Source organism: Streptomyces sp. NPDC043427 (assembly GCF_056436655.1).
This window is the reverse complement of record NZ_JBWKCC010000030.1, coordinates 17,140-36,949: the sequence shown is the minus strand read 5'-3', so window position 1 is coordinate 36,949 and position 19,810 is coordinate 17,140. Positions and strand designations below refer to the sequence as shown.

The 19,810-nt window shown below is 68.3% G+C and carries 12 protein-coding genes; 4 read left to right on the top strand and 8 right to left on the bottom strand.

The annotated features are described in order from the left end of the window. Position 1: 1 nt before the first annotated feature. The 3 genes from AC067M_RS35065 to AC067M_RS35055 all read right to left on the bottom strand — a co-directional run bounded on the left by AC067M_RS35065 (position 2) and on the right by AC067M_RS35055 (position 5,316). Positions 2-3,400, bottom strand: a complete 3,399-nt coding sequence (locus AC067M_RS35065) for an AfsR/SARP family transcriptional regulator (RefSeq protein ID WP_478701162.1) — start codon at positions 3,398-3,400, stop codon at positions 2-4. Positions 3,401-3,865: 465 nt separating this feature from the next. Continuing rightward, positions 3,866-4,759 carry a glycosyltransferase family 2 protein gene (locus AC067M_RS35060; RefSeq protein WP_478701079.1) on the bottom strand — a complete coding sequence of 298 codons (894 nt, stop codon included), beginning with the start codon at positions 4,757-4,759 and terminating at the stop codon, positions 3,866-3,868. 77 nt (positions 4,760-4,836) lie between these two features. After that, positions 4,837-5,316 (bottom strand): DUF3052 domain-containing protein, encoded by a 480-nt coding sequence (locus tag AC067M_RS35055; protein ID WP_478701078.1) that lies wholly within the window; start codon positions 5,314-5,316, stop codon positions 4,837-4,839. Positions 5,317-5,605: 289 nt separating this feature from the next. Between AC067M_RS35055 and AC067M_RS35050 the strand changes: the two genes are divergently transcribed. Further along, complete coding sequence (locus AC067M_RS35050) at positions 5,606-5,773, top strand: hypothetical protein (RefSeq protein ID WP_478701077.1); 168 nt, start codon at positions 5,606-5,608, stop codon at positions 5,771-5,773. A gap of 444 nt (positions 5,774-6,217) precedes the next feature. Here AC067M_RS35050 and AC067M_RS35045 read toward each other — a convergent pair whose 3' ends face one another. From AC067M_RS35045 to AC067M_RS35025, 5 genes are all read right to left on the bottom strand, one after another. Next, positions 6,218-7,171, bottom strand: a complete 954-nt coding sequence (locus AC067M_RS35045) for an aKG-HExxH-type peptide beta-hydroxylase (protein ID WP_478701076.1) — start codon at positions 7,169-7,171, stop codon at positions 6,218-6,220. Beyond that, positions 7,171-8,094, bottom strand: coding sequence for a JmjC domain-containing protein (locus tag AC067M_RS35040; protein WP_478701075.1), 924 nt, complete (start codon positions 8,092-8,094; stop codon positions 7,171-7,173). The genes AC067M_RS35045 and AC067M_RS35040 overlap by 1 nt, the downstream gene beginning before the upstream one ends. A gap of 10 nt (positions 8,095-8,104) precedes the next feature. Continuing rightward, positions 8,105-9,397: an MFS transporter gene (locus AC067M_RS35035; protein ID WP_478701074.1), complete on the bottom strand. Its 1,293-nt coding sequence runs from the start codon at positions 9,395-9,397 to the stop codon at positions 8,105-8,107. Then, entirely contained in the window at positions 9,394-10,536 is a 1,143-nt protein-coding gene (locus AC067M_RS35030) for a 2,5-dihydroxypyridine 5,6-dioxygenase NicX family protein (RefSeq protein WP_478701073.1), read from the bottom strand. Before AC067M_RS35030 ends, AC067M_RS35035 begins: the two co-directional genes overlap by 4 nt. 1,131 nt (positions 10,537-11,667) lie before the next feature. Beyond that, positions 11,668-13,092 (bottom strand): family 43 glycosylhydrolase, encoded by a 1,425-nt coding sequence (locus AC067M_RS35025; protein ID WP_478701072.1) that lies wholly within the window; start codon positions 13,090-13,092, stop codon positions 11,668-11,670. A gap of 1,260 nt (positions 13,093-14,352) precedes the next feature. Between AC067M_RS35025 and AC067M_RS35020 the strand changes: the two genes are divergently transcribed. The 3 genes from AC067M_RS35020 to AC067M_RS35010 all read left to right on the top strand — a co-directional run bounded on the left by AC067M_RS35020 (position 14,353) and on the right by AC067M_RS35010 (position 19,733). Further along, entirely contained in the window at positions 14,353-16,692 is a 2,340-nt protein-coding gene (locus tag AC067M_RS35020) for an alpha-L-fucosidase (RefSeq protein ID WP_478701071.1), read from the top strand. 894 nt (positions 16,693-17,586) lie between these two features. Next, positions 17,587-18,507, top strand: coding sequence for a hypothetical protein (locus AC067M_RS35015; protein WP_478701070.1), 921 nt, complete (start codon positions 17,587-17,589; stop codon positions 18,505-18,507). After that, positions 18,504-19,733: a hypothetical protein gene (locus AC067M_RS35010; RefSeq protein ID WP_478701069.1), complete on the top strand. Its 1,230-nt coding sequence runs from the start codon at positions 18,504-18,506 to the stop codon at positions 19,731-19,733. The genes AC067M_RS35015 and AC067M_RS35010 overlap by 4 nt, the downstream gene beginning before the upstream one ends. Positions 19,734-19,810 lie beyond the last annotated feature (77 nt).

The following is a 19,810-nucleotide window of genomic DNA, read 5'->3' as shown; positions in this document are numbered from 1 at the left end:
ATCAGTGGGCGTCGGCCTCGGTGACCAACCCCCGGAGTTCCTCCGTGAGCGCCTTCTCGTCCGTCCCGTCCAGCGCGACGAGGGCGGCGCGCCACTCCCCGTACGCCTCCTCGGGCCGCCCCGACTCGCGCAGCAGGAGTCCGTGCTGGTGCCGGGCCAGGCCGCCCATGTAACGGTCGGCCCGGGCGTCCGCGCGGCGGAGCAGCTCGGCGCATTCGCGCAGGGCGCGGTCGGCTCGGCCGAGCAGGCGCAGGGCGCGTACCAGTCCGAGCCTGGTCTGGGACTCGCCGTGCCAGTCGCCGTGGCCGCCGAGGATGCGCAGACTCTCCTCGAAGTGGGGCAGGGCGGCGGCCGGTTCGCCCAGGGTCAGGTGGGCGTAGCCGATGTTGCAGTGCGCGGAGTGCTGCACGATGACGGCGCCGATCCCCACACCGATGGCGAGTGAGCGCCGGTGCTGCTCGATGGCGGCGCGCGCGTCCGTGTGCTCGTACAGGTTGCCCAGGTGGCTGTGGGTGACGGCCTCGCCGTGCGGGTCGTTCAACTGGCGCGAGTACTCCAGACTCTGCAGCAACGCCTCGCACGACTCCTCGTACCGTCCGAGTCCTTCGAGCAGCAGGCCTCGGTTGTTGAGGCAGCGCCGGATGCGGGTCGGCCGGCCGAACCGTCGCCAGATCGACAGGGCCCGGTCGTTGAGGGTGAGGGCGTCGTTCAGACGGCCGGTCAGAAAGTGCACGCCGGCCAGATCGCCCAGCGCGTACGCCTCGGCCTCCTCGTCCCCGAGCCACCGCGCCACACGCAGGGCGGCCCGCCCGAGCGTCTCCATCTCGGCGGCGCGGCCGCTGCGCTGGACGTAGGGGAAGAGGAGACGGACGAGCGTCGAGACGTGCGCGGCGGTGCGGTCGTCGGGTGTCTCCGCGGTGCGCTCGACGAGGGTGACGATGTTCTCCAGCTCCAGCTCGCCCCAGGCGAAGGCCCGTTCGGGGCTGTCGAAGGGCGGCACGGCCCGGACGTGCGCCGCGTGGTCGGCGGGTTGTGCGGCGGTCGGGCGACGGCGGTCGTCCTGGTCGAGGCCGGCCTCGACGATGGCCGTGAGGGTGCGTTCGGCGACGGCGGCGTACCAGCGCAGGGTGGTTGTGGTGACGTCGACGGCGGGGTGGTGGTGCTCGGCGGGTTCGGTGGTGCCGGCGGGTCGGGGGGTGCCGACGGGATGGGGGGTGCCAGCGGGTTCGGCGGGACCGGCGGGACCGGCGGGACCGGCGGCGGTCTCGGCAGTCCCCGCGGATTCTGCGTACTCCGCGGCCGCGGCAGTCTCGGTGTTCCCAGCGATCTCGGCGTACGCGGAGTTATGGGCGGTCTCGGCGTACCCGGCGTTCTTGGTTTTCTCGGCGTACCTCGCGTTCTCCGCGTCCTCCCGCTCCGCCAGCTCGCGGGCGAAGTCGCGCACGAGGTCGTGGGGTGCGTAGCGGCCGTACGCCGTCTCCTCCAGGAGGGCCACGTCGACGAGGCGGTCGAGGGCGGCCTCGGCGCGGCGCTCGCCGGTGCCGGTGAGCAGGGCCAGCAGGGGTGCGCCGTACGCGGGCAGGTCGAGGGCGCCCACGCGCCGCAGCACGAGGGCGGCGTCCCGGTCGGCCTCGCGGTCGGAGGCGGCGAGCGCGTCGTGGGCGACGGCGAGGGAGCGGCGCACGCTCAGGTCGTCGTACTCGAGGTGGCGCAGCCGTCCGCCGCTGGCCGCCAGTTGTCCGGCCAGCACGTCGGCGGTCAGGGCACGGCGTGCGGCGAGCCGCGCGGCGACCACGCGCAGGGCGAGGGGAAGGCGGCCGGTGAGTTCGACGAGCGGATGTCCGGCGCCGAGACCGTCCCGTCCCGAGACCGCGCGCAGCAGCGCCGCGCTGTCCTCGTCGGACAGGGGCGCGAGCGGGAAGCGGCGGGCGCCGTCGAGGGCGGTCAGCGGCGAGCGACTGGTGACGATCACCGCGCAGCCGGCACCGGCCGGCAGCAGCGGACGCACCTGCGCGGCGCTCGCGGCATCGTCGAGCACCATGAGCGTGCGGGTCGGCGCGAGGAGGGAGCGCAGCAGGGCGGCGGCCGCGTCCGGGTGTTCGGGGACGCGGCGGGGCTCGACGCCGAGGTCACGCAGCAGGGCGGCGAGGGCCTGCCCCGGGGTGAGCGGGGCCATGCCGGGGGTGGCGCCGTGCAGATGGACGTACAACTGCCCATCGGGGAAACGTTCCCGGAGCCCATGCGCCAGGTGCAGCGCGAGCGCGCTCTTGCCGACGCCGGCCATGCCGCTGATGACGGCGACGGAGGGAGTCGGGGAATCGGCGGCCAAGGTCCGGTGCAGGAGGCGTAGGGCCTCGGTGCGGCCGGTGAAATGGGCGGGCGGTGGGGGAAGCTGGGCGGGACGGGGGTGGGGCGGTGCGCCGGGGGCCGTGCGGTGTTGGTTGCCGACAGGGGCAACAGGCCGGTCGGCGCTGTCACCTGGCACGGCAGCGGCCTCGGACTCGGAGGTGTCGTCGCCGTCCGGGGCAGCATCGTGTTCAGGATCACCCCCCTGGGGCACCTGAAGGTCGTCCTCGATCAAGTCACCGCTGTCCGGCGAGGCAGCCCGCAGCACCTCCACATGTGCCTCCCGCACCGCCGGCCCCGGCTCGATGCCGAGTTGCTCGACGAGGCGGGCGCGCAGGTCGCGGTGGACGGCCAGGGCCTCGGCCTGGCGGCCGGTGCGGTGCAGGGCGAGCATCAACTGACGGTGGTACGCCTCGCGCAGCGGATGTTCGGCGGCCAGCGCCGCCAGTTCGGGTACGAGGCCGTCGAGCCGCGTGCCCCCGAGGGCCAGTTCGGCGTCGTAGCGCCACTCCAGCAGGAGCAGCCGCGCCTCGTGGAGGCGTTGGACGAACGCGTACCCGCCCAGCTCGGCGGGGAGCCCGCTGAGCGGCGCGCCCCGCCACAGGGCGAGCGCGGCGGCGCACTCGCGCACCACGCGCTCCCAGTTGCGGGCGGCGTAGGCACCGCGCGCCGCGGCGACGTGCCGCTCGAAGACGTGGACGTCCAACTCGCCCTGTTCGACGCGGAGCACGTATCCGGGCGGCACCGCCCGCAGCCGTTCGGGGTCGTCGAGGAGGCGTCGCAGCCGGGTCACGTGGTTGTGCAGCGAGGCCTGCGCGGACGCGGGCGGCGCGCCGCCCCACAGCGCGTCCTTGAGTGAGGCGACCGGAACGATACGTCCGCCCTCCAGCAGCAACACCGCCAGCAGGGCTCGCACCTTGGGGCTCCCGACGGTACGGATTCCGCACCCGTCGCCGGGGCCCGCGTCACCAGGGCCGCTCTGGACGCCGTTGCGGCCCTCGTCGTCGTACAGGACCGGCGGCCCCAGCAGTCCGAACCGCAGCGCGCATCGCATCACGCCGCTTCACTGCCTTCCCGCGTGTCCACGCTCGACCGCGCTCCCTGCGGGCCCCCGCCGCTTCTGGCGCGTTTCCGCCCATCTCCGGGCGGATTTCCGCCACCCACTTCCTGACGGTCCGCCACCGGAATCCGCCGACTTCCCGCCCGTTCCCCGTAGCCGTGCGGCGACTTCAGGCCAGGTGACCAGCAGCCGCACGGAGAACCGTTGGCCACATGTTAGCGATTCGTTGGTGTGACCTGATGTGATCACTGCATCGGATCTGGCCCGACGGTGCGCGCGTACGACGCGTTGCTCGGGGGAGTGACGCCGCCGCGGCCGGATCCGGGGACGCGAGAAGGCCCCGGTCGGCGGAGGTGACCGACCGGGGCCTTCGTCCCGTTCCCAGTGTTCTGAGTGTTCTGAGTGGTCTCAAGGGTTCTCAGGGTTCTCAATGATCCTGCGTGGGGCGCCGATTACCGATCAGATGACCGGCGGCCGCCCCAGCCGGGTCAGTCGCCACACCGTGCGCCAGCGCATGGGCCGCCGTTCACCGGCCGACTTGCGCACCCCTTCCGCGAACCCGCCGAACCACGCCCGCAGTCCGCCGAGCGACCGGGTCCGTAGGAGCGTGGCGAGGATCCATACCCCCAGGTGTACCGGGATCAACGGCAGCGGCAGCCTGCGCCGGACCAGCCAGACCCGGTTGCGGGCGGTCACGCGGTAGTAGATGGCGTGCCGGGCGGGCGAGGTCTTGGGGTGCTGGAGCAGCAGTTCGGGCGCGTAGAGGATGCGCCAGCCGGCGTCCGTGGCCCGCCACGCCAGGTCGGTCTCCTCGTGCGCGAAGAAGAACTCCGCGGGCCAGTCGCCGGTCTCGGCGAGCATGGCCATGCTCAGGGCGTGTCCACCGCCGAGGAAGCCGGTGACGTACCCGCCCTGCATCGGATCTGCCGCCCCGACCCTGGGCACATGCCGGCGCTGGGTCTCCCCGTGCTCGTCGGCGATGCGGAAGCCGACGATGCCGAGGCGCGGGTCGGCCGCGTACAAATCCCGCACCCGGCGCAGTACGTCGGCGTCGACGAGCAGCCCGTCGTCGTCGAGTTCGACCACGACGTCGATGTCACCGAACTCCCGCAGCCGCGCGAGGGCGACATTGCGCCCGCCCGGGCACCCGAGGTTCTCGTCGACCTCGATGACGGTGACCTCACCCGGCAGGGAGAGCCGACGCGCGAACTCGGGCAGCGGGCAGCCGTTGCCGACGATCACGATGCGGGTGGGCGGGAGGTCCTGCTTGGCCACGGACTCCAGCAGGGCGTCGACCTCGGCAGGCCGGTTCCCCATGGTCACCACGGCGACGGCGATCCTCGGCTCCACCACGTCCCTCACACCCCATCCGGCTTCCGACGTCGCTCACGCCCGTCCGCGCGACGCCCGTCGTTCACCAAGATGTTGCCTCACGTCCGAAGGTTGTCCTGAACACAGGCTCGCTTTGCATCCGATTTACGGCGATTTTCCCTACGCCGAACGAACTTCAGCCCCGACCAGTCCTCCCCCAGCGCGGCGACCTTCACGTCGACGACCCCGAGTGGCAGGAACAGCTCCCGCAGCCCGTTCTCGGTGATGTCACTGACATGCCCGGCGGCCTTCCTGGGCCAGGCGATCCAGAGCATGGCGTCGTCGGCGAGCTCCCGCACGAGCACGGGGGCCGCGGCGACCGTCTCCCGCTCCTCCCGGAAGAAGGCGACGGTGACATCGGCCCGACCCACCCCCCGATCGACGACCTCACACCCCTCGGGCAGCCCCGGAATGTCCCACGCGACCGGCGCCCCCCACAGCCGCACCCGGTGCCCCGCCTTGATACCGATCTTCTTGGCAAGCGGCGTACCGGAGTACCCACTGGCACCCACGCCACCCGCCCCACCGACTCCACTCACACCCACCACCTCCGGATCCGGCCCGCCCCCTCCCCTGCATTCCACTCCACACCACGGCACCCCGCTCCCCCACCGCGCACTCGGCGCGCACTCGGCTCATCACTCGGAACAGGATCCGCCTGGCCCGCGCCAGACCGAAGGCGCGCCTTCCGTATCGACAAGGTGGCGGTCAGCAACCTCTCTGCCCGGACTCACTGCGCCCAGTGACCTGGTACCGACCGGACCGCACAGGACCGGAATCCGCGAAGGCACCATCGCCGCCCTCAAGGCACGCACCGGCAAGCGCGGCATGTCCGCCTACGTCGAAGCCCTCATCCAGCGCCAACTCGAACGTGACCGGCTGCGTGAACACCTTGAAGACGCGGGGGCCGAGTACGGGCCGGTGGATCAGGCAGCGGTCGAGGCCAAACGGGCGCTCCTGCGGGGCGACGCGGACGGCTCGGTGGACGCCGTATGAGCGGTACCTGCCACGCGAGCTAGTGCCGCAGGCAACGTTTGCCCGTCAAGGAGCGGCGTCCGGTGCGTGCTCTCGGCGTGCCGGCCGGAAGCCCTCGTACTGGATGTACTTGGGCTTTCGGCCGGTGCGGCGAGAGTGCGTGCCGGGCGTCGCGACGGGGCGAACGTTGCCTGTCGCTAGCTGCTCGCCGCAGCCGGCCCGCACGGCCGCAGACACGCCCTCGACGCCCTCGTGGCTGCCACCGCACGGGCCTCGCCCTGGCATTCCCGCCATGGACACGGCGACGGACTACGGCTGCCTCAGCACGGACGCCGGTCTTGGTGTTCGCGCCGAAGCAGTGGGCCTTCGGGGGGCAGCCGAGCCAGGCGGGTGGAGGTCACCTCCGACGTCTCCATCGACTTTCCCGGCTCCCCCCGACCTGGCCATCCTGCGGGGTGGCCGTGGTCAGCCGCTACGAGCGTCCGTCAGTTCCTGCTCCCACTTGAGGAGATCCTCGAAGTACAACCGACCTCTGTCTGTCCACTCGGCGACCGGCTTCAGTGCCGCGATGGTTCGCTGGAGACGTTGCAGCGCGTTGTCACGCCGTTCGAAGACCTCCGGCGGCGCCGTCTCCTCCACCGCCCATCGGGCGAGTCCGTACGTCATGCGTGCGAGGACATGCGCGGCGTGCACAGCGCCCGCGACCGGCCGCGGTTCGGGACGCAGTGAGTGGGTCACCATGGCGTCGCCGTTGGTCACGAACGTCTCGAAGGAGTTGCGCAAGTACAGGGCGTGGTGGCCGGTTTCGTGCAGGAGCGCCTCGAAAGCGGCAGCGGTGCTTTCGACACTCTCGGTACCGAGGTAGATAGCCCCGAAGGTTTGTCGAAGCGTGGCCGATCGGAAAGGCCCGGCCCGCACGTACACGATGACGCGGATCAGGAGATCCGTTTCCAGAGCGGCCTCCGGCCATACCCTGCGCAGGGTCTCCCGAGCCGCCTCCAGGTGCTCGGTTGCCTCTTTCATGTTCGGTGCGCCGAATTCGGCGTCCTCTGTGCCCGTGATCCGTTGAACGTCCGTCAGGAGTTCTTTGATCCCCTGCAGGCACCAGTCGGGGCACGATGGCGTTCCGGCCTCGACGTGTTCCAGCGCAGGCATGAGCGTACCGGTGGCCTGACGGCGCACCAGATCGGCGATGTGCTCGCGATCCGCCACGGTTCCGGCGGGGTGAGCAGCGCTGCTCCCGGCAGGTGCCTGCGTCGCCGCCCACACCAGACTGGGGTGCAGGCAGGAGGGCGTCTGCCCTCCCGGGAGACAGGGGCCGAGGCGCTTGAAGATCGCCCGTTGGTAGCTGCGTATCAGGCTCACCGTCCCGGTCGGAGTCATCCCGACCCGGATCACCTCATCGTGCCCGGCTTCCATCACTCCTCACCGGGTTTCGACTCCACTGCCAGGATCTCAGCGAGCGGGACGACTTCCGACCTCGCGAGTTCCTGCTCACGCGCCTGAAGCCGACGCAGAATCAATGCGGATATCATCTCGTCGCTCAGGTCCTCCAGCGCACGTGACACATCCTCTCTGACTGTTTTCCAGATCCCCTTCGACTCACCGCTCAACGCGTCGGACCTGCCGGGCAGACGACCCCGCATCGATTCGGTCCGCTCGGCCACCAGGTCCAGCACGTCGTGCAGAACATCGACCCAATGGTCCTCCACACCGTCGGAGAAGGTGATGTGAACGGACCCGTCGTCTCCCGTGATCCCCTCGTGGTAGTAACCACGCGGTAGGTAGAGGCAGTCACCAGGATGGAGAGTGACTTCTTGGGACAGGGGAGTTTCCGGTTTGTCGCCCGGCTTTGAACGCCTGATGGGCCACTGCTTGGGCGGCTCGTGGAGCCGCCATGTCTTGGAACCGGCCAGTTGTCGAATGAAGACGCTGGCCATGTCGTAATGCACGGGGGCACCCTGCGCATGAGGCGGAGTCAGAAATGCGTTGGCCGCGACGGGGCATCCTATGTCGTCGGCCAGATCCGAACAGAAGGATGCCACCTCAGGGCAGTACGTGGACATCGCCTGAAAGACGAGCGTCGCTCCCGCCCGCATCTCCGACACCACGTACTGCGGATCCACCAGTCCGGCCAGCACTCTGCGCTCATCGACACCGCCTTTGGCCTTGGCAGTGCCCCGAACCCCTATGTCCTCGCCGTGGCGCCACAGCCTGACATACGGGGTGCGCAGTCCTCGTTCGAAAAGGAGTTGCTGCGCGATCTCCGTGGAGAAAGCATGGCCCAGTCCGCCCAGGTTCCGACTCACATGCGGCTTCTTGTCCCGAATGGACGCCAGCATGGACGGGTCATCAAGAACTAGTTCTACTGCCATCTTCGGCTACCTCCGAAATCTCGACAGCTGGTGGTTCCTCCTGATGGAATTCGCGCACTCCAGGCACAGCCAGCACCGCAGCTGAGGCACCGAGTTGCACCACCGCGGCGACGACCAGGACGGTCGTGCGGCCCAGCGCGTCCGCCAGCGGCCCCACGACGGCGAGACCGATCGGCAACAAGGCGAGGCTGCACAGCCAGTCGACCGAGGTCACGCGGCCAAGAAGTGCCGGCGGGAACTGACGCTGCAGCGCGGTCTGCAGGAGGACGTTGAAGGGCATCATCGCGAGTCCTGCCACCACGTATCCGCCTACCATCCACCAGAGGGAGAAAGGGGTGAGGAGGACGAGAGGAACGGTGCTGAAGAGCGCGTTGAAAATGAGCGCACTCGTTCCGGGCCGTTTCAGTGGAATGCGTCCGACGACGATCGTGCCGACGAGACCGCTCAGGCTGAACATCGCGATCACCAGACCGTAGGCCGTGGGCCCCGCGAACTCCTCCTGCGTGATGACCGGCAGCAACACCATGTGCGGCGCGACGACGAACATGGTCTGCAATGCGGTCATGACGAGAATGGCCGACGTCCAGCGAACCCGGCGCACCGCCGACAGGCCCTCCCTCGTCTCGGCGATGATGGAGGAACGAGTCGTGGGCTGTTTCCTCGGCGGTTCGGTGACCACGAAGACGCACACCAAACTGACCAGGAACGTAGCCGCGTTGATACTGAAGGCCCACCGGGTCCCGGCGGTGGCCACGATCACACCGGCGAGCGCCGGACCCACCACGGCCGCACCACTGTCCATGGCTCCTCGCCATGAGTTCGCGCTGAGCAACCGCTCTTCCGGGACGAGCGACGGCACCAATCCGCCGTATGCGGGGCGGAAGAACGCCTCGCCGCTGCCCACCAGGAACGTCAGGACGGCGAGTGGGAGCGTGGCCGTGTCGAACGCTCCCACCACGACCACGGTGATCGCCACCAACCGGAACGCGTCGGCGAGGATCATCGCCCTGCGCCGGGGCACACGATCCGCCCAGACACCACCGAGGAGCGCGAACAGGACTGTGGCGAGGATGCGGCCGCCGATCACCATCCCGACGTCGCCGGCGTCACCGCCGACCTCGATCACCCTGAGGGACACAGCGACGGTGAAAAGCTGGTCTCCCACCGCGCTGACTGCCTGCCCGGCCCACAGGAACCGGAAATCGCGCAGTCCCATGGCGCTGTTGGCCATGCGTCCGGTCAGCTTCTTGCTCAGCGTGAGCCCACTCATCCGGTCGGAGCCTTCGGTGCCGCCGCAGCAGGATCGGTCAATTGGCCATAACCGAATCCGCAACAGTCGCCCGTGATGTCCTCGTCTCTCACCAGCGCGGGGTGTTCGTCCCCGGTCAACGGGATGTCGGCCAGATCGATGGGCGAGGACTCCTCGTCGACAAAGACCTCTGCGCCATCGGTGATGAGGTCGAGATGCACCTTTTCCTCGTAGCCGACCACGGAACGGTCCTGATTGTGCTGGCCGAACCCGATGTGCACTCCGACGCGTCGTTCGTTGATGTGTGAGTTGGCGGCGATGAACTGATCGATTCCCACATTGGTGCCGAAGCCGAGCTCGCCGACTTGGATGCCGTGCGGTTGTTTGAAGCAGAGCTCCACCAGTTCGCGGACGTCGCCGTCGGCACACTCGAAGTTCGTGGCACGCCCGTCGGCGATGTCGACCGTCAGGGGGTGAGCCGCCAGTCGGGTGTCGATCCGTGTGATGACGTTGCAGTTCAGCGCACCGTCCGCCACCAGGCGGCCGTCGATCCGGGCAGGATAGGTGGCGATCTCTCCCGCTGGGAGAATGGTGAAGCCGCCAGGCCGCCACACCCCGCGGTTGCTGATCCACTCGAATCGATCCGAGTCGAGGCTGATCCGGAGATCGGTACCGCCGCGCGTGCGAACTCGAAGGGTACGTGCCCTGGTCAGGCGCGTCAGCAGTGCGGCGTTCCGCGCGCTGAGTTCGTCCGGTCCGAGGTTCAAGGCCTTCTCGAAGAACTCACGCGACGCGCTGATGATGCGCACCACCATGCACCGGTCACCACCGACCCGTTGCAGCACGTCGGCGAGGGGCGAGAAATGAGACATCGTGTCTCGCTCAAGCGTGAAAATGATGAGCCGCCCGGATAAGGGATCAGCTTCCGCGACGGCCGAATTCAGGCGCTGGGCGAATTCGTAGTCCACGAGCGGCCGCATACCCACCACTTGCGCGCTGAGCTTTCGTTGCTTCAAGCCCGCCACGAGCCAGGCGGCCGCCTCCCGGCTGTCCGGGGAGAAGGCGACGACGCAATGATCGCCAGGGGAGATACCGACGTACCGGTCGAGGAGTGAATCGACACCGGCCTGGAGTTCACGACCGGTCTGTACAACGCTCAAGAGTTTCTCCCCCCATGGCCTGTGATCGTTCTCATGGAAGTTCCAGCCGAGGAGTCTCCTGCGGCTGGAACTCCCGATACCACCGCAGGAATGATCAGGTGGCTACGAACCAGGCCATGAGGGGGCCTTCGTCGCCACTGCCCACCGGCTCGAGAACCGCGTCCGACTCGGCAGCGGAGAGCTCGCGCAGCGCATCCTCCACCAACGACTCATAAGTGGGTGCTTCAGCAGTGGCGCCACTTGCTGTGCTGTGACTCGGTGCCATGTTGACTCCTCTCAGACAACAGCGTTCACACGACCGTAAGTCGTGTGACTGAGCCGGGTCAACGAGGCCCTGTGCTCAACTGACCTCTGCGCACGGCGATTTGGTCACCTCGTGGCGGCCCCCGCACGCCCCTGGTCACGCCGGTCCGGGCGGCCTTCTCCACCTCGGACAACTCCTCCACGGAACGTCACTCAGCAACGCGTCCAAGGTCCCACGGTCGCCGACAACCCGCGCAGCGTTCCTCGCCCGGCTCTCCGCCACCCGCACGCCACCGGTGCTGCGTCGCTTCGACGACGGCTCATTCCTTTCCATGATCGGCCAACCAGAGGTCCCGTCATCTAGTGCGACATCACCATCGCCACCACCGCGGGGCGCACCACCGGCGTCTGCCGACGGGCCACCGCCCTGCTCGACCACCACGCCATCCGGCGCCCGAGCTGGTCAAGCTGTATCAGTGGAGCCGCCTTCGGGATTCGAAGCCGAGACAAAGGCGTCCGCGCTCCTCTCGCGCTCCCCACCCCTCGGCGAGGCAACACACATGCCTGGACAACCCCTCGTTGGCACCATGCCGGCACGCATTGTCGAGATCGCGCAGGCGGGGCGGCACGGTTCGCCGTCTCCAGGTCCACAGCTGCAGGCAGTGCGAGCAGCTCCTCCCGCGTCGTTCACCGCCGTCCCGCCTTCGCCGACGTCGTCGGCAATGGGCCGTCCTTGCGTTCGCTGTCGGTGCCACGACCGTTACCGTGCGCGAGCGATCTGAGCCTACGGCGGTGCCTGATGTGCGGACGTGTGGTGTGGCCGGAGGGCTGACCTGCGTGCGTCGGCACAGGCAGGTCAGCCCTCCGGCCGGTCGTGGCCCCGGGGGGTCACACCGTGGTTCTGGTCCACTGCTGGTTCGTGGCGCCGGTGCAGGTCCACTGGATGATCGCCGCGCCGTCGCCGGTGCTCCCGCTCTGGACGTCGAGGCACTTCCCGCTGTGCCGCGCCACCAGTTGCACGTAGTTGCCGACGTTGGTCAGGGACCACTGCTGGTTGGTGCCGCCGGTGCAGGTCCACTGGATGACGGCCGCGCCGTCCGCCTTGCTCGCGCTCTGGACGTCGAGGCACTTCCCGGTGTTGCGGCTGACCACGTTGTAGTAGCCGTTGCCCGCGTCACGGAAGAACCAGTGCTGGTTCGCGGCCAGGGCCGAGCTCGACCACTGGATGATGCCGGCGCCGTCGGCGGTGCTGCGGCTCCTGACATCCAGGACCTTGCCGCTGTTACGGCCGGTGATCGTCTCGTACGGGCCCTCCGGCCCCGCGGTCCCGACGGCTGTCTGGACCACCGTCTTGATGCTGCCGTCGTCGTTGTAGTGCAGGTAATCCACGGCGATCGACCGGCGGAAGTTGCCCCCGCCCGCAAGAGCCTTGTTCGCGTAGACCATGTACCACTTGTTGTTGAACTGCAGGATGGACGAGTGGTTGGTGTTCACGTTGACGTAGTCGAGCGCGACACCCCGGTACGTGAACGGACCGAGCGGGCTGGTGGCGGTCGCGTACTGGATCTGTCCCGGCCAGCCGGTCGAGAACGAGAAGTAGTAGAGCCCGTTGCGCTTGTGCATCCAGGGGGCTTCGGCGAAGCCCTGGCCGGGAACACCGTTGACCGTGACGTTCATGATGGGGCCGCTGGTCGACATCATGTCCGAGTTGAGCCGGACGACCTTGGGCTGGCGGCTGCTGCCGAAGTACAGGTACGCCTGTCCGTCGTCGTCGATGAACGTCATCGGGTCGATGGGCTCTGTTCCGGTGTTCGCGTCGCGCGAGGTGTCGATGAGGGGTGTCCCGCGTACGTCACTGAACCCCGACGTGGGCGAGGTGCTGCGGGCAACACCGATCTTGTTGCGGTCCGTCGGCAGGTACAGGTAGTAGAAGCCGTTGCGCTGCGCGGCGGCAGGCGCCCAGGCCAGGCTCTTGGCCCAGCTGAAGCCGGTGAGGTCGAAGACCCGTCCGTGGTCGGTCCAGGTCACCCCGTCGGCAGAGGAGTACGAGCGCCAGTCCTTGGAGTCCCAGTACGTACCGCTGTTGTCGGAGTCGTCGGTGGCGTAGATGTACATGCGCCCGTCGAAGACGTGTGCCGACGGGTCCGCCACGAACCGGTCGCTGTCTATGGGGTTGTCCGCCCGCGCCGGGGAGCCGGCGAGGAGCAGACCAGTGATCATCATGACCATGACGGCCATGGCCCTGCCCGCGCGGCTCATCCGGCGCCGCAGCGGGATCCGCCCTGGTGGCATCCCGTCCGCGTGAGCAATCATGGGCAGTTTGCCGATTGATCTTGATCTGTCCCGGTGGGTGGGTGAATTTCCCATCCGCGTACTCCTGGTATCGGGGGAAGGGTGCGTTGCAGCCCGCCATGTCCAGGGGCAGCCCAGGGCGGAAGCGGCGGGTGTGCGCGGGAAGCATCAGCCGGAGGCGGGGCCGGAGGCGGGGCCGGATGACGTTCGGGATGAGAGATGGTGCGGTCGAGTCGCGGACGACGAGTTCGACCGGCGGGTCGTTCGTTGGGGCAGCTCTGCGTCCGGCTTCTCGATGGCGTGGACGAGGAGATGGGCCCTTCCGTGGCCGCGACGTCGAACGGCTGACGCGCGGCGGTCAGGCGAACCGCGCGGCCAGAGCCACCTCGCCGGGCTCGACCTCCGCGCAGCGGCCATCTGGATCCGGAGCCTCCCAGCGGCCCGCTCGGGTGTGGCGAGGGTTCGGGATGTGAAGAGCAGGCCGGCGGCGACAGACGCCGCCGCTGACCGGAAGACAATCACGGGCATGTGCGTCGCCTGCCGGAGGCTTCGCCACAGCGTGGCAACGGTGGACCGGGACGCGGAACACGTGCTGTCCCCTTCGACGGCATGTCTGATATTTCGAACAGTGTGCGTAACTTCGGTCGAAAGATAAGTTTCAGCCAGGAGGACGTCAATGGAACTGACCAGTTCAGTTCCGATTGGTTCGCGCCCGCCACCACCTCGCACGTATACAGCGGATTCGGCCAGCTCATCAGTGTGCCCGCCGACCAGATCCGCCCCTTGCCGTCCGGGCTGAGCCTGCGCCGTGCGGTGCCGGCCATCGGCTGCCTCGTCAGGGCGGCGCTGTGGCACTGCTCTTCGGCCGCTCGATGTTGGCGACCGCCAGCTCTGGATCGCCGGCCTGGGTGGGCGAGAGAGGTGTGAACGCACGTCTGAGCATCGGACTCCGCTTCCAGCGACAGGCGGTTCGGTTGTTGGGACCTGTTCGGATCTGTCGTAGGACGGTAGGTTCCGGGAATGCCCTCATCGAGAGTTACCGCCAGGTAAGTACATCCCATGTCTAAGTCCGTCATCCTGGGGCGACGGTCAAGCGGCCTGCAACATCAGTTCCCTCTTGTCTCAACTATGGACAAGAGCCCCCTTGATGCCCATTAATCCATCCCATGTTTTGGTGGAGTAGCGGCATACGGCGCACCGCCGCGGTGCCCCCGACATGCTCGCTCCACACCTGAGCCGCATGACCGTCCGTGCTGTTCTGTGAACAGTCAGGAGAGAACCTTGTCCGAACCGATCAGTCGCCGCAGAGTGCTGACCGGCATGGCTGCCATGACGGTTGCCGCCGCCGTCTCACCGACGCTGGCGACACCCGCGCACGCCGCCACCTCCCCCCAGCCGCTGCCCCTTCTCCCGCTGCGGATCCCCAAGTCGGAGCTGGGCATCGAGCAGCAGTCCAACGAGAAGCTCCAGTGGCTGCAGGACGCCAAGCTGGGCATGTTCATCCACTGGGGTGTGTACTCGGGCCCGGCCAAGGGCGAGTGGTACATGGAGAACTCGGCGGTCACGCCGGAGAACTACAAGAAGTACTTCACCGACGCGACGAGCGAGCAGTTCACGGCGAGCGCCTACAAGCCGGCCGACTGGGCCCAGTTGGCCAAGGACATGGGCGCGAAGTACACCGTTCTGACGACCCGTCACCACGAGGGCTTCGCCCTGTGGCCGTCCACCCACCCGAACGCGTTCCATGCCGGACAGGCCCCGATGCAGCGGGACCTGGTCGGCGAGTACGTCACCGCCGTACGCGACGCCGGGCTCAAGGTGGGCCTGTACTTCTCCCCGATGAGCTGGCGTTACCCCGGCTACTACGACGTCACCGGCACCAACTGCCTGCCGAACAAATGGGGTTACACCACCGATCCCGCGCACAAGGAGAACGCGCGGATCATGAAGAACGAGGTGTACCAGCAGGTCAAGGAGCTGATGACCAAGTACGGCAAGATCGACGACATCTACTTCGACGGCGGCTGGCTGGGCCAGCAAGGCCCGGACGCGGACGCTGCCTTCTTCTGGGAGCCCGGAAAGGTCCGCGACAGCGCCAATCAGTGGCCGGTGGACGCCGCCTACAGCGATACCGACTCCGCCACCGGCAGCCCCCTCGGCGTGATGGGCCTGGTGCGCAAGCACCAACCCGACGTCGTCGTCAACCCGCGCTCCGGCTGGATGGGCGACTACATCAGCGAGGAAGGCGGCGCGATCCCCACCGGCGCCATACGCACAGGGCTTCTGTCGGAGAAGAACTTCACCATCTGCGGCACCTGGGGCTACAAGGCCGGCGCACCGGTAATGAGCTTCGGCACCATCATGAACATCCTGGTCAACTCCTGGGTACGCAACATGGTCTGCCTGCTCAACGTCGGTCCCGACCGAACCGGGGCGATCCCCGCCGACCAGGCCGCAGTGGTGCGCCGGGTCGGTTCCTTCCTGACCTCCTGCGGCCAGGCCGTCTACGGCACCCGCGGCGGACCCTGGCAACCGGTGAACGGCCAGTACGGCTTCACCTCCAAGGACAACACCTTCTACATCCACCTGCTGCCCGGCTACAGCGGCACCTCCTTCACCACCCCGTCGATCGGGGACGCCCAGGTCACCCGCGTCTTCGACGTCGCCGCGGGCACCGACCTCCCGTACACCGTCGGCACGGACGGCAGGGTGACGATCACCGGCATCAACCGCACCCGCATCCCTGAGGACAGCGTCGTCGGGGTCACCCTGGACCGCTCCGTGCAGCCGGTCGACATCGCCGCCGGCAAGGCCGCGACCGCCGACAGCGAGGAGACGTCCAAGGGCAACACCGCGGCCAAGGCGGTCGACGGCTCCACCGCCACCCGCTGGTGCGCGAACGACGGCAACACCGGCCACTGGCTCAAGGTCGACCTCGGCTCGACCCGCTCGCTGACCGGCACCCGGATCGCCTGGGAACTGGACAAGACCAACTACCGGTACAAGATCGAGGGTTCCACCGACAACAGCACGTGGACCACGCTCGTCGACAACACCGCCACCCCCGGCACGCGCCAGGTCCAGACGGCCGTGTTCCAGGCCCAGGCACGGTACGTCCGCGTCACCGTCACCGGGCTGCCCGCCGGGGTGTACGCGTCGATCCGCAACCTGGAGGTCTACGACCGTCCCTTCACCGCGGACCTGGGCACCTACAAGGTGATCAACCGCAAGAGCGGCAAGGCACTGGACGTCTCCAACGCCTCGACCGCCGACGGCGCCACGCTCATCCAGTGGCCCTACGGCGGCGGGACCAACCAGCAGTGGAGCCTCCTGCCGAACGTTGACGGATCGTTCCGGCTGGTCAACGCCAAGAGCGGCAAGCTCCTGCAGAGCCCCAACGGCACCCAGGGCGCCACCCTGACCCAGTTGGCCGACAACGGCGGCGACAACCAGTGGTGGAAGCTGGTCCCCTCGGCCACCAGCGGCTACTACCGGCTCGTCAACGTCCGCACCGGCTGGTGCGCCGACGTCGCCAACGCCTCCACCGCCGACGGCGCCAACGTCATCCAGTGGCCCCCCACCGGCGGCGCGAACCAGGACTGGCAGGTCCTCGCGCTGTGACCGCGCATGGCAGGGGCGCGCCGCGGGACGGCACGCCCCTGCCTGATCCATCTGGAGCAGGCAGCCCGGGAACACCAGGTCGCGGTCACCGGGCCACTGCCGGTCAACTCCACCCGCCAGCACCGACGGCGCCCGAACCGTGGGTTTCCCCCTGCGGGAACTCCGTGACCTGCAACCCCGGGTCCGGGCCGAGCAGCGGACTCCCGCAGGGTCACAGAACAGCAAAAGACCCAGGTCACGGCGAGTGAGTCCTGGGTCTTTCAGAGCCGCCTTCGGGATTCGAACCCGAGACCTACGCATTACGAGTTGTCCGATCTTGATTCGGTGGTGTCCGTGGATGTCCGTGAAGCTGGCTTTCCCTCAGGCCAGAGCGGTTTGCGACTCTCGGTGGACACTGGTGGACGGTGTCGGACCGAGCACGAAATGAGACCGCATTTGAGACTGGCGTGGGCTGCTCGAGGGTGAGCAACGGCGTTGAACCACGGCTTCGTGCTCTCCGTTTCCCCTGGCCCCAAGTCCTATTGCAAGTAGTGTTGTTGGGTTCATCTGGTTGGTCGTGGACTGATAACCGTGCCTCCTGGAACAGGAGTTGACGGCCTGTCGCAAGTGCCGGTATACGTTGAGTGCGTCGATCTGCATCGTCGTCGTCGCTCGACACCTGGACCACCAAATCCGGGTGGCTCCCACGGGGGGCACTGCGATCCACGGAAGCGCTTGGGCAAGGGGCCCCAGCGGGCCCACGGTGAAGGTTCAGCAGCAACAAGATGTAGCAGGCGCCACGGAGCACATCGTCAGCCGTCGGGCGACGATCCCCTTCGTGGGCGGACGAGTCCACCTTCTGGTGTCGCACCGCTGAAGCCGGCACAGCACTGGGCTGTGCACGGTGGCGTCACGATGGGCCCTGAGCCAGTGACCGAGAACTTCCGGCTCTTCCAGGAACCGCAGACTGTGCAGCCGCAGGTGAGTCTGCCCACGGCGACCGTCGAGGACCTGGAGAAGCTGAGCATCACCCGCCGGCCGCAGCCGCTGCCGAACGTCCCGGAGACGTCCGCGTTGCGCAAGGTCGCCATGCGGCTGGACAAGAACCCTCGTACCAACCTCAGCGAGGACGCCCGCAAGGCCGCCGCCGCCCTGCAGGTAGAACCCGAGCGGGCCGCGCTGCTGGTCACCGCGCAGCCCAACGGGGTCTCGCTGCTGAGCGAGGTCGCGGTGCCTGGCGGTTCCCTGTACGTCATCGAGTGCCGGGCCTGGACCCGCATGCTCTTCCCGCTCTACCAGCCGCGTATCGCGGCCATGTCGCTGGCCGTGCCGCCCCCGAAGCTGCTCGACGACCACGACGCCGACGGCCCGCTTGCGCAGGCCCGCTGTGAGTTTGACAACCCCAAGCAGCTCGCAGGCCTGGTCCGCGAGACTGTGTCCGGCACCCTGAACGTGCCCAAGGCCGACTACTCCGACTCGATCCTGCAGCGCGGGGTGTCCGAGCCCCTGCTCGTCATCCTGGTGCGGGTCACCTTCACCGACGGCTCCCCCAGCCGGGTCCTGCCGGTCGTCGTCGACGGCATCTCCCGGCTGTCCTCCGCGGCCAAGACCCGCACCGGGCAGACCACCGCCGGCGCTGCCGACGCGGTCGTCGAGGACCTGCTGCGCGATGCCAACTCCCTGCGACGCGCCATCCGTGACGAAGTCGCCCACTACAACGCCGCCTACCAGCGGGGGCTGTCGGACCAGGTGGTCCGCGTCGGCCAAGCCGCCACTGTCCCCGTGCGCCTGGTCGTTGGCGCCCGCAACGGCGACACCATGGAGGTCAACCTGTGACCACACAGACCGCAATGCAGACGTCCGGGATGTCGTTCGTGACGATGGTGGAGAACCTGGTCGCCGGCGAGCACCTGGAGAAGAACCCATGGACGCCGGACGCGATGTGGCACAACATCGCCAACCAGACCATCGACGCACTGGTAGCCCGCGGTGAGCTGCGCCGCGAGGAAGCCGACATCATCACCGGACTGACCCCGCTGGCGGAGCTGCCCACGGCGCTCGGCTGCCCGGAACCCTCGCCCATCTGGCGGTGCGTCTACACCACCTACCGCCTCACCGCCGGCTCGTCGTTCAACGAGACAAAGGCCGAGATCCGCAACATCATGGCCCGCCGCGCTGTGACCACCAAGCAGTTCAGCTTCATGCTGGGCGTTCTCGTCGACCGGGACGCCCGCCGGCCCAAGGCCCGCAAGGAGCCCGGGTCGCGCAGGCCCGCCTCCCTGCAGAGGGCCCGCAATGCCTTCGGAGACGGTGGCTTCCTCACCGAAGATGTACCGGGCAGGCAGTGGATCCCAGTGTTCGAGTCGCTGCCGCAGCTGCTGGAACGTGCCCTCGGTGGCGACCGCAACTCCCGGATCACACTGATGATCGGCGGCGGTTTCGCCCTGATGTTGGACGGCTACCTCACCCGAGACCGCGAGTCGAAGTTGTTCGAGGGCAGTGCGCCCTTCCGAGGCTCACCGCCGGCGATCCTCGAGGACCTCGCCAGCCATGAACACGGCCTCCGCATGCTTGCCACCGCCTGGCAGTGCTGGGACCCGACGAAGCCTGCACACGAGTACGACATCCCCGTCATCAACGCCGACGGCAGCATGGTCATCAGCGGGGACACCCGCGAGACTCGAAGCCCGGAACGGCTGACCGAGTACCGACTCTACGAGATCGCGAACCCCGGCAAAGCCATGGCCGGCTTCCTCAAGCAGCAGGAAGCTCGCAAGGCTCGCAACCAGGCCGCCACTCCAGAAGACCGCGACCGGGACAACCGCGAACGCCTCACGATGGCCCTGGACATTGCCAAGGACGCGGCCACCGCCCTTGAAAAGTCACCCGTCTCGCCACCACCGCACCCCTTCGGCATGCATGAGGAGTGGGAGCGAAGCCGGAACACCGCCCACCAGGTCTACGAGATCCTCGTGAAGAAGGAGCCCGACCCCGACGAGGGCTTCATTTCAAGCGCGGGCCCCGGAGAGGACGACGAGGACCCCGAGCACTCAGACGCATGACCCAGACCAGGTGAGGGCCCGGCCTTACGGGGTCAGGCCTCACCTGGTGGTGCCCAGCAGGTTTACAGACCGTGCCG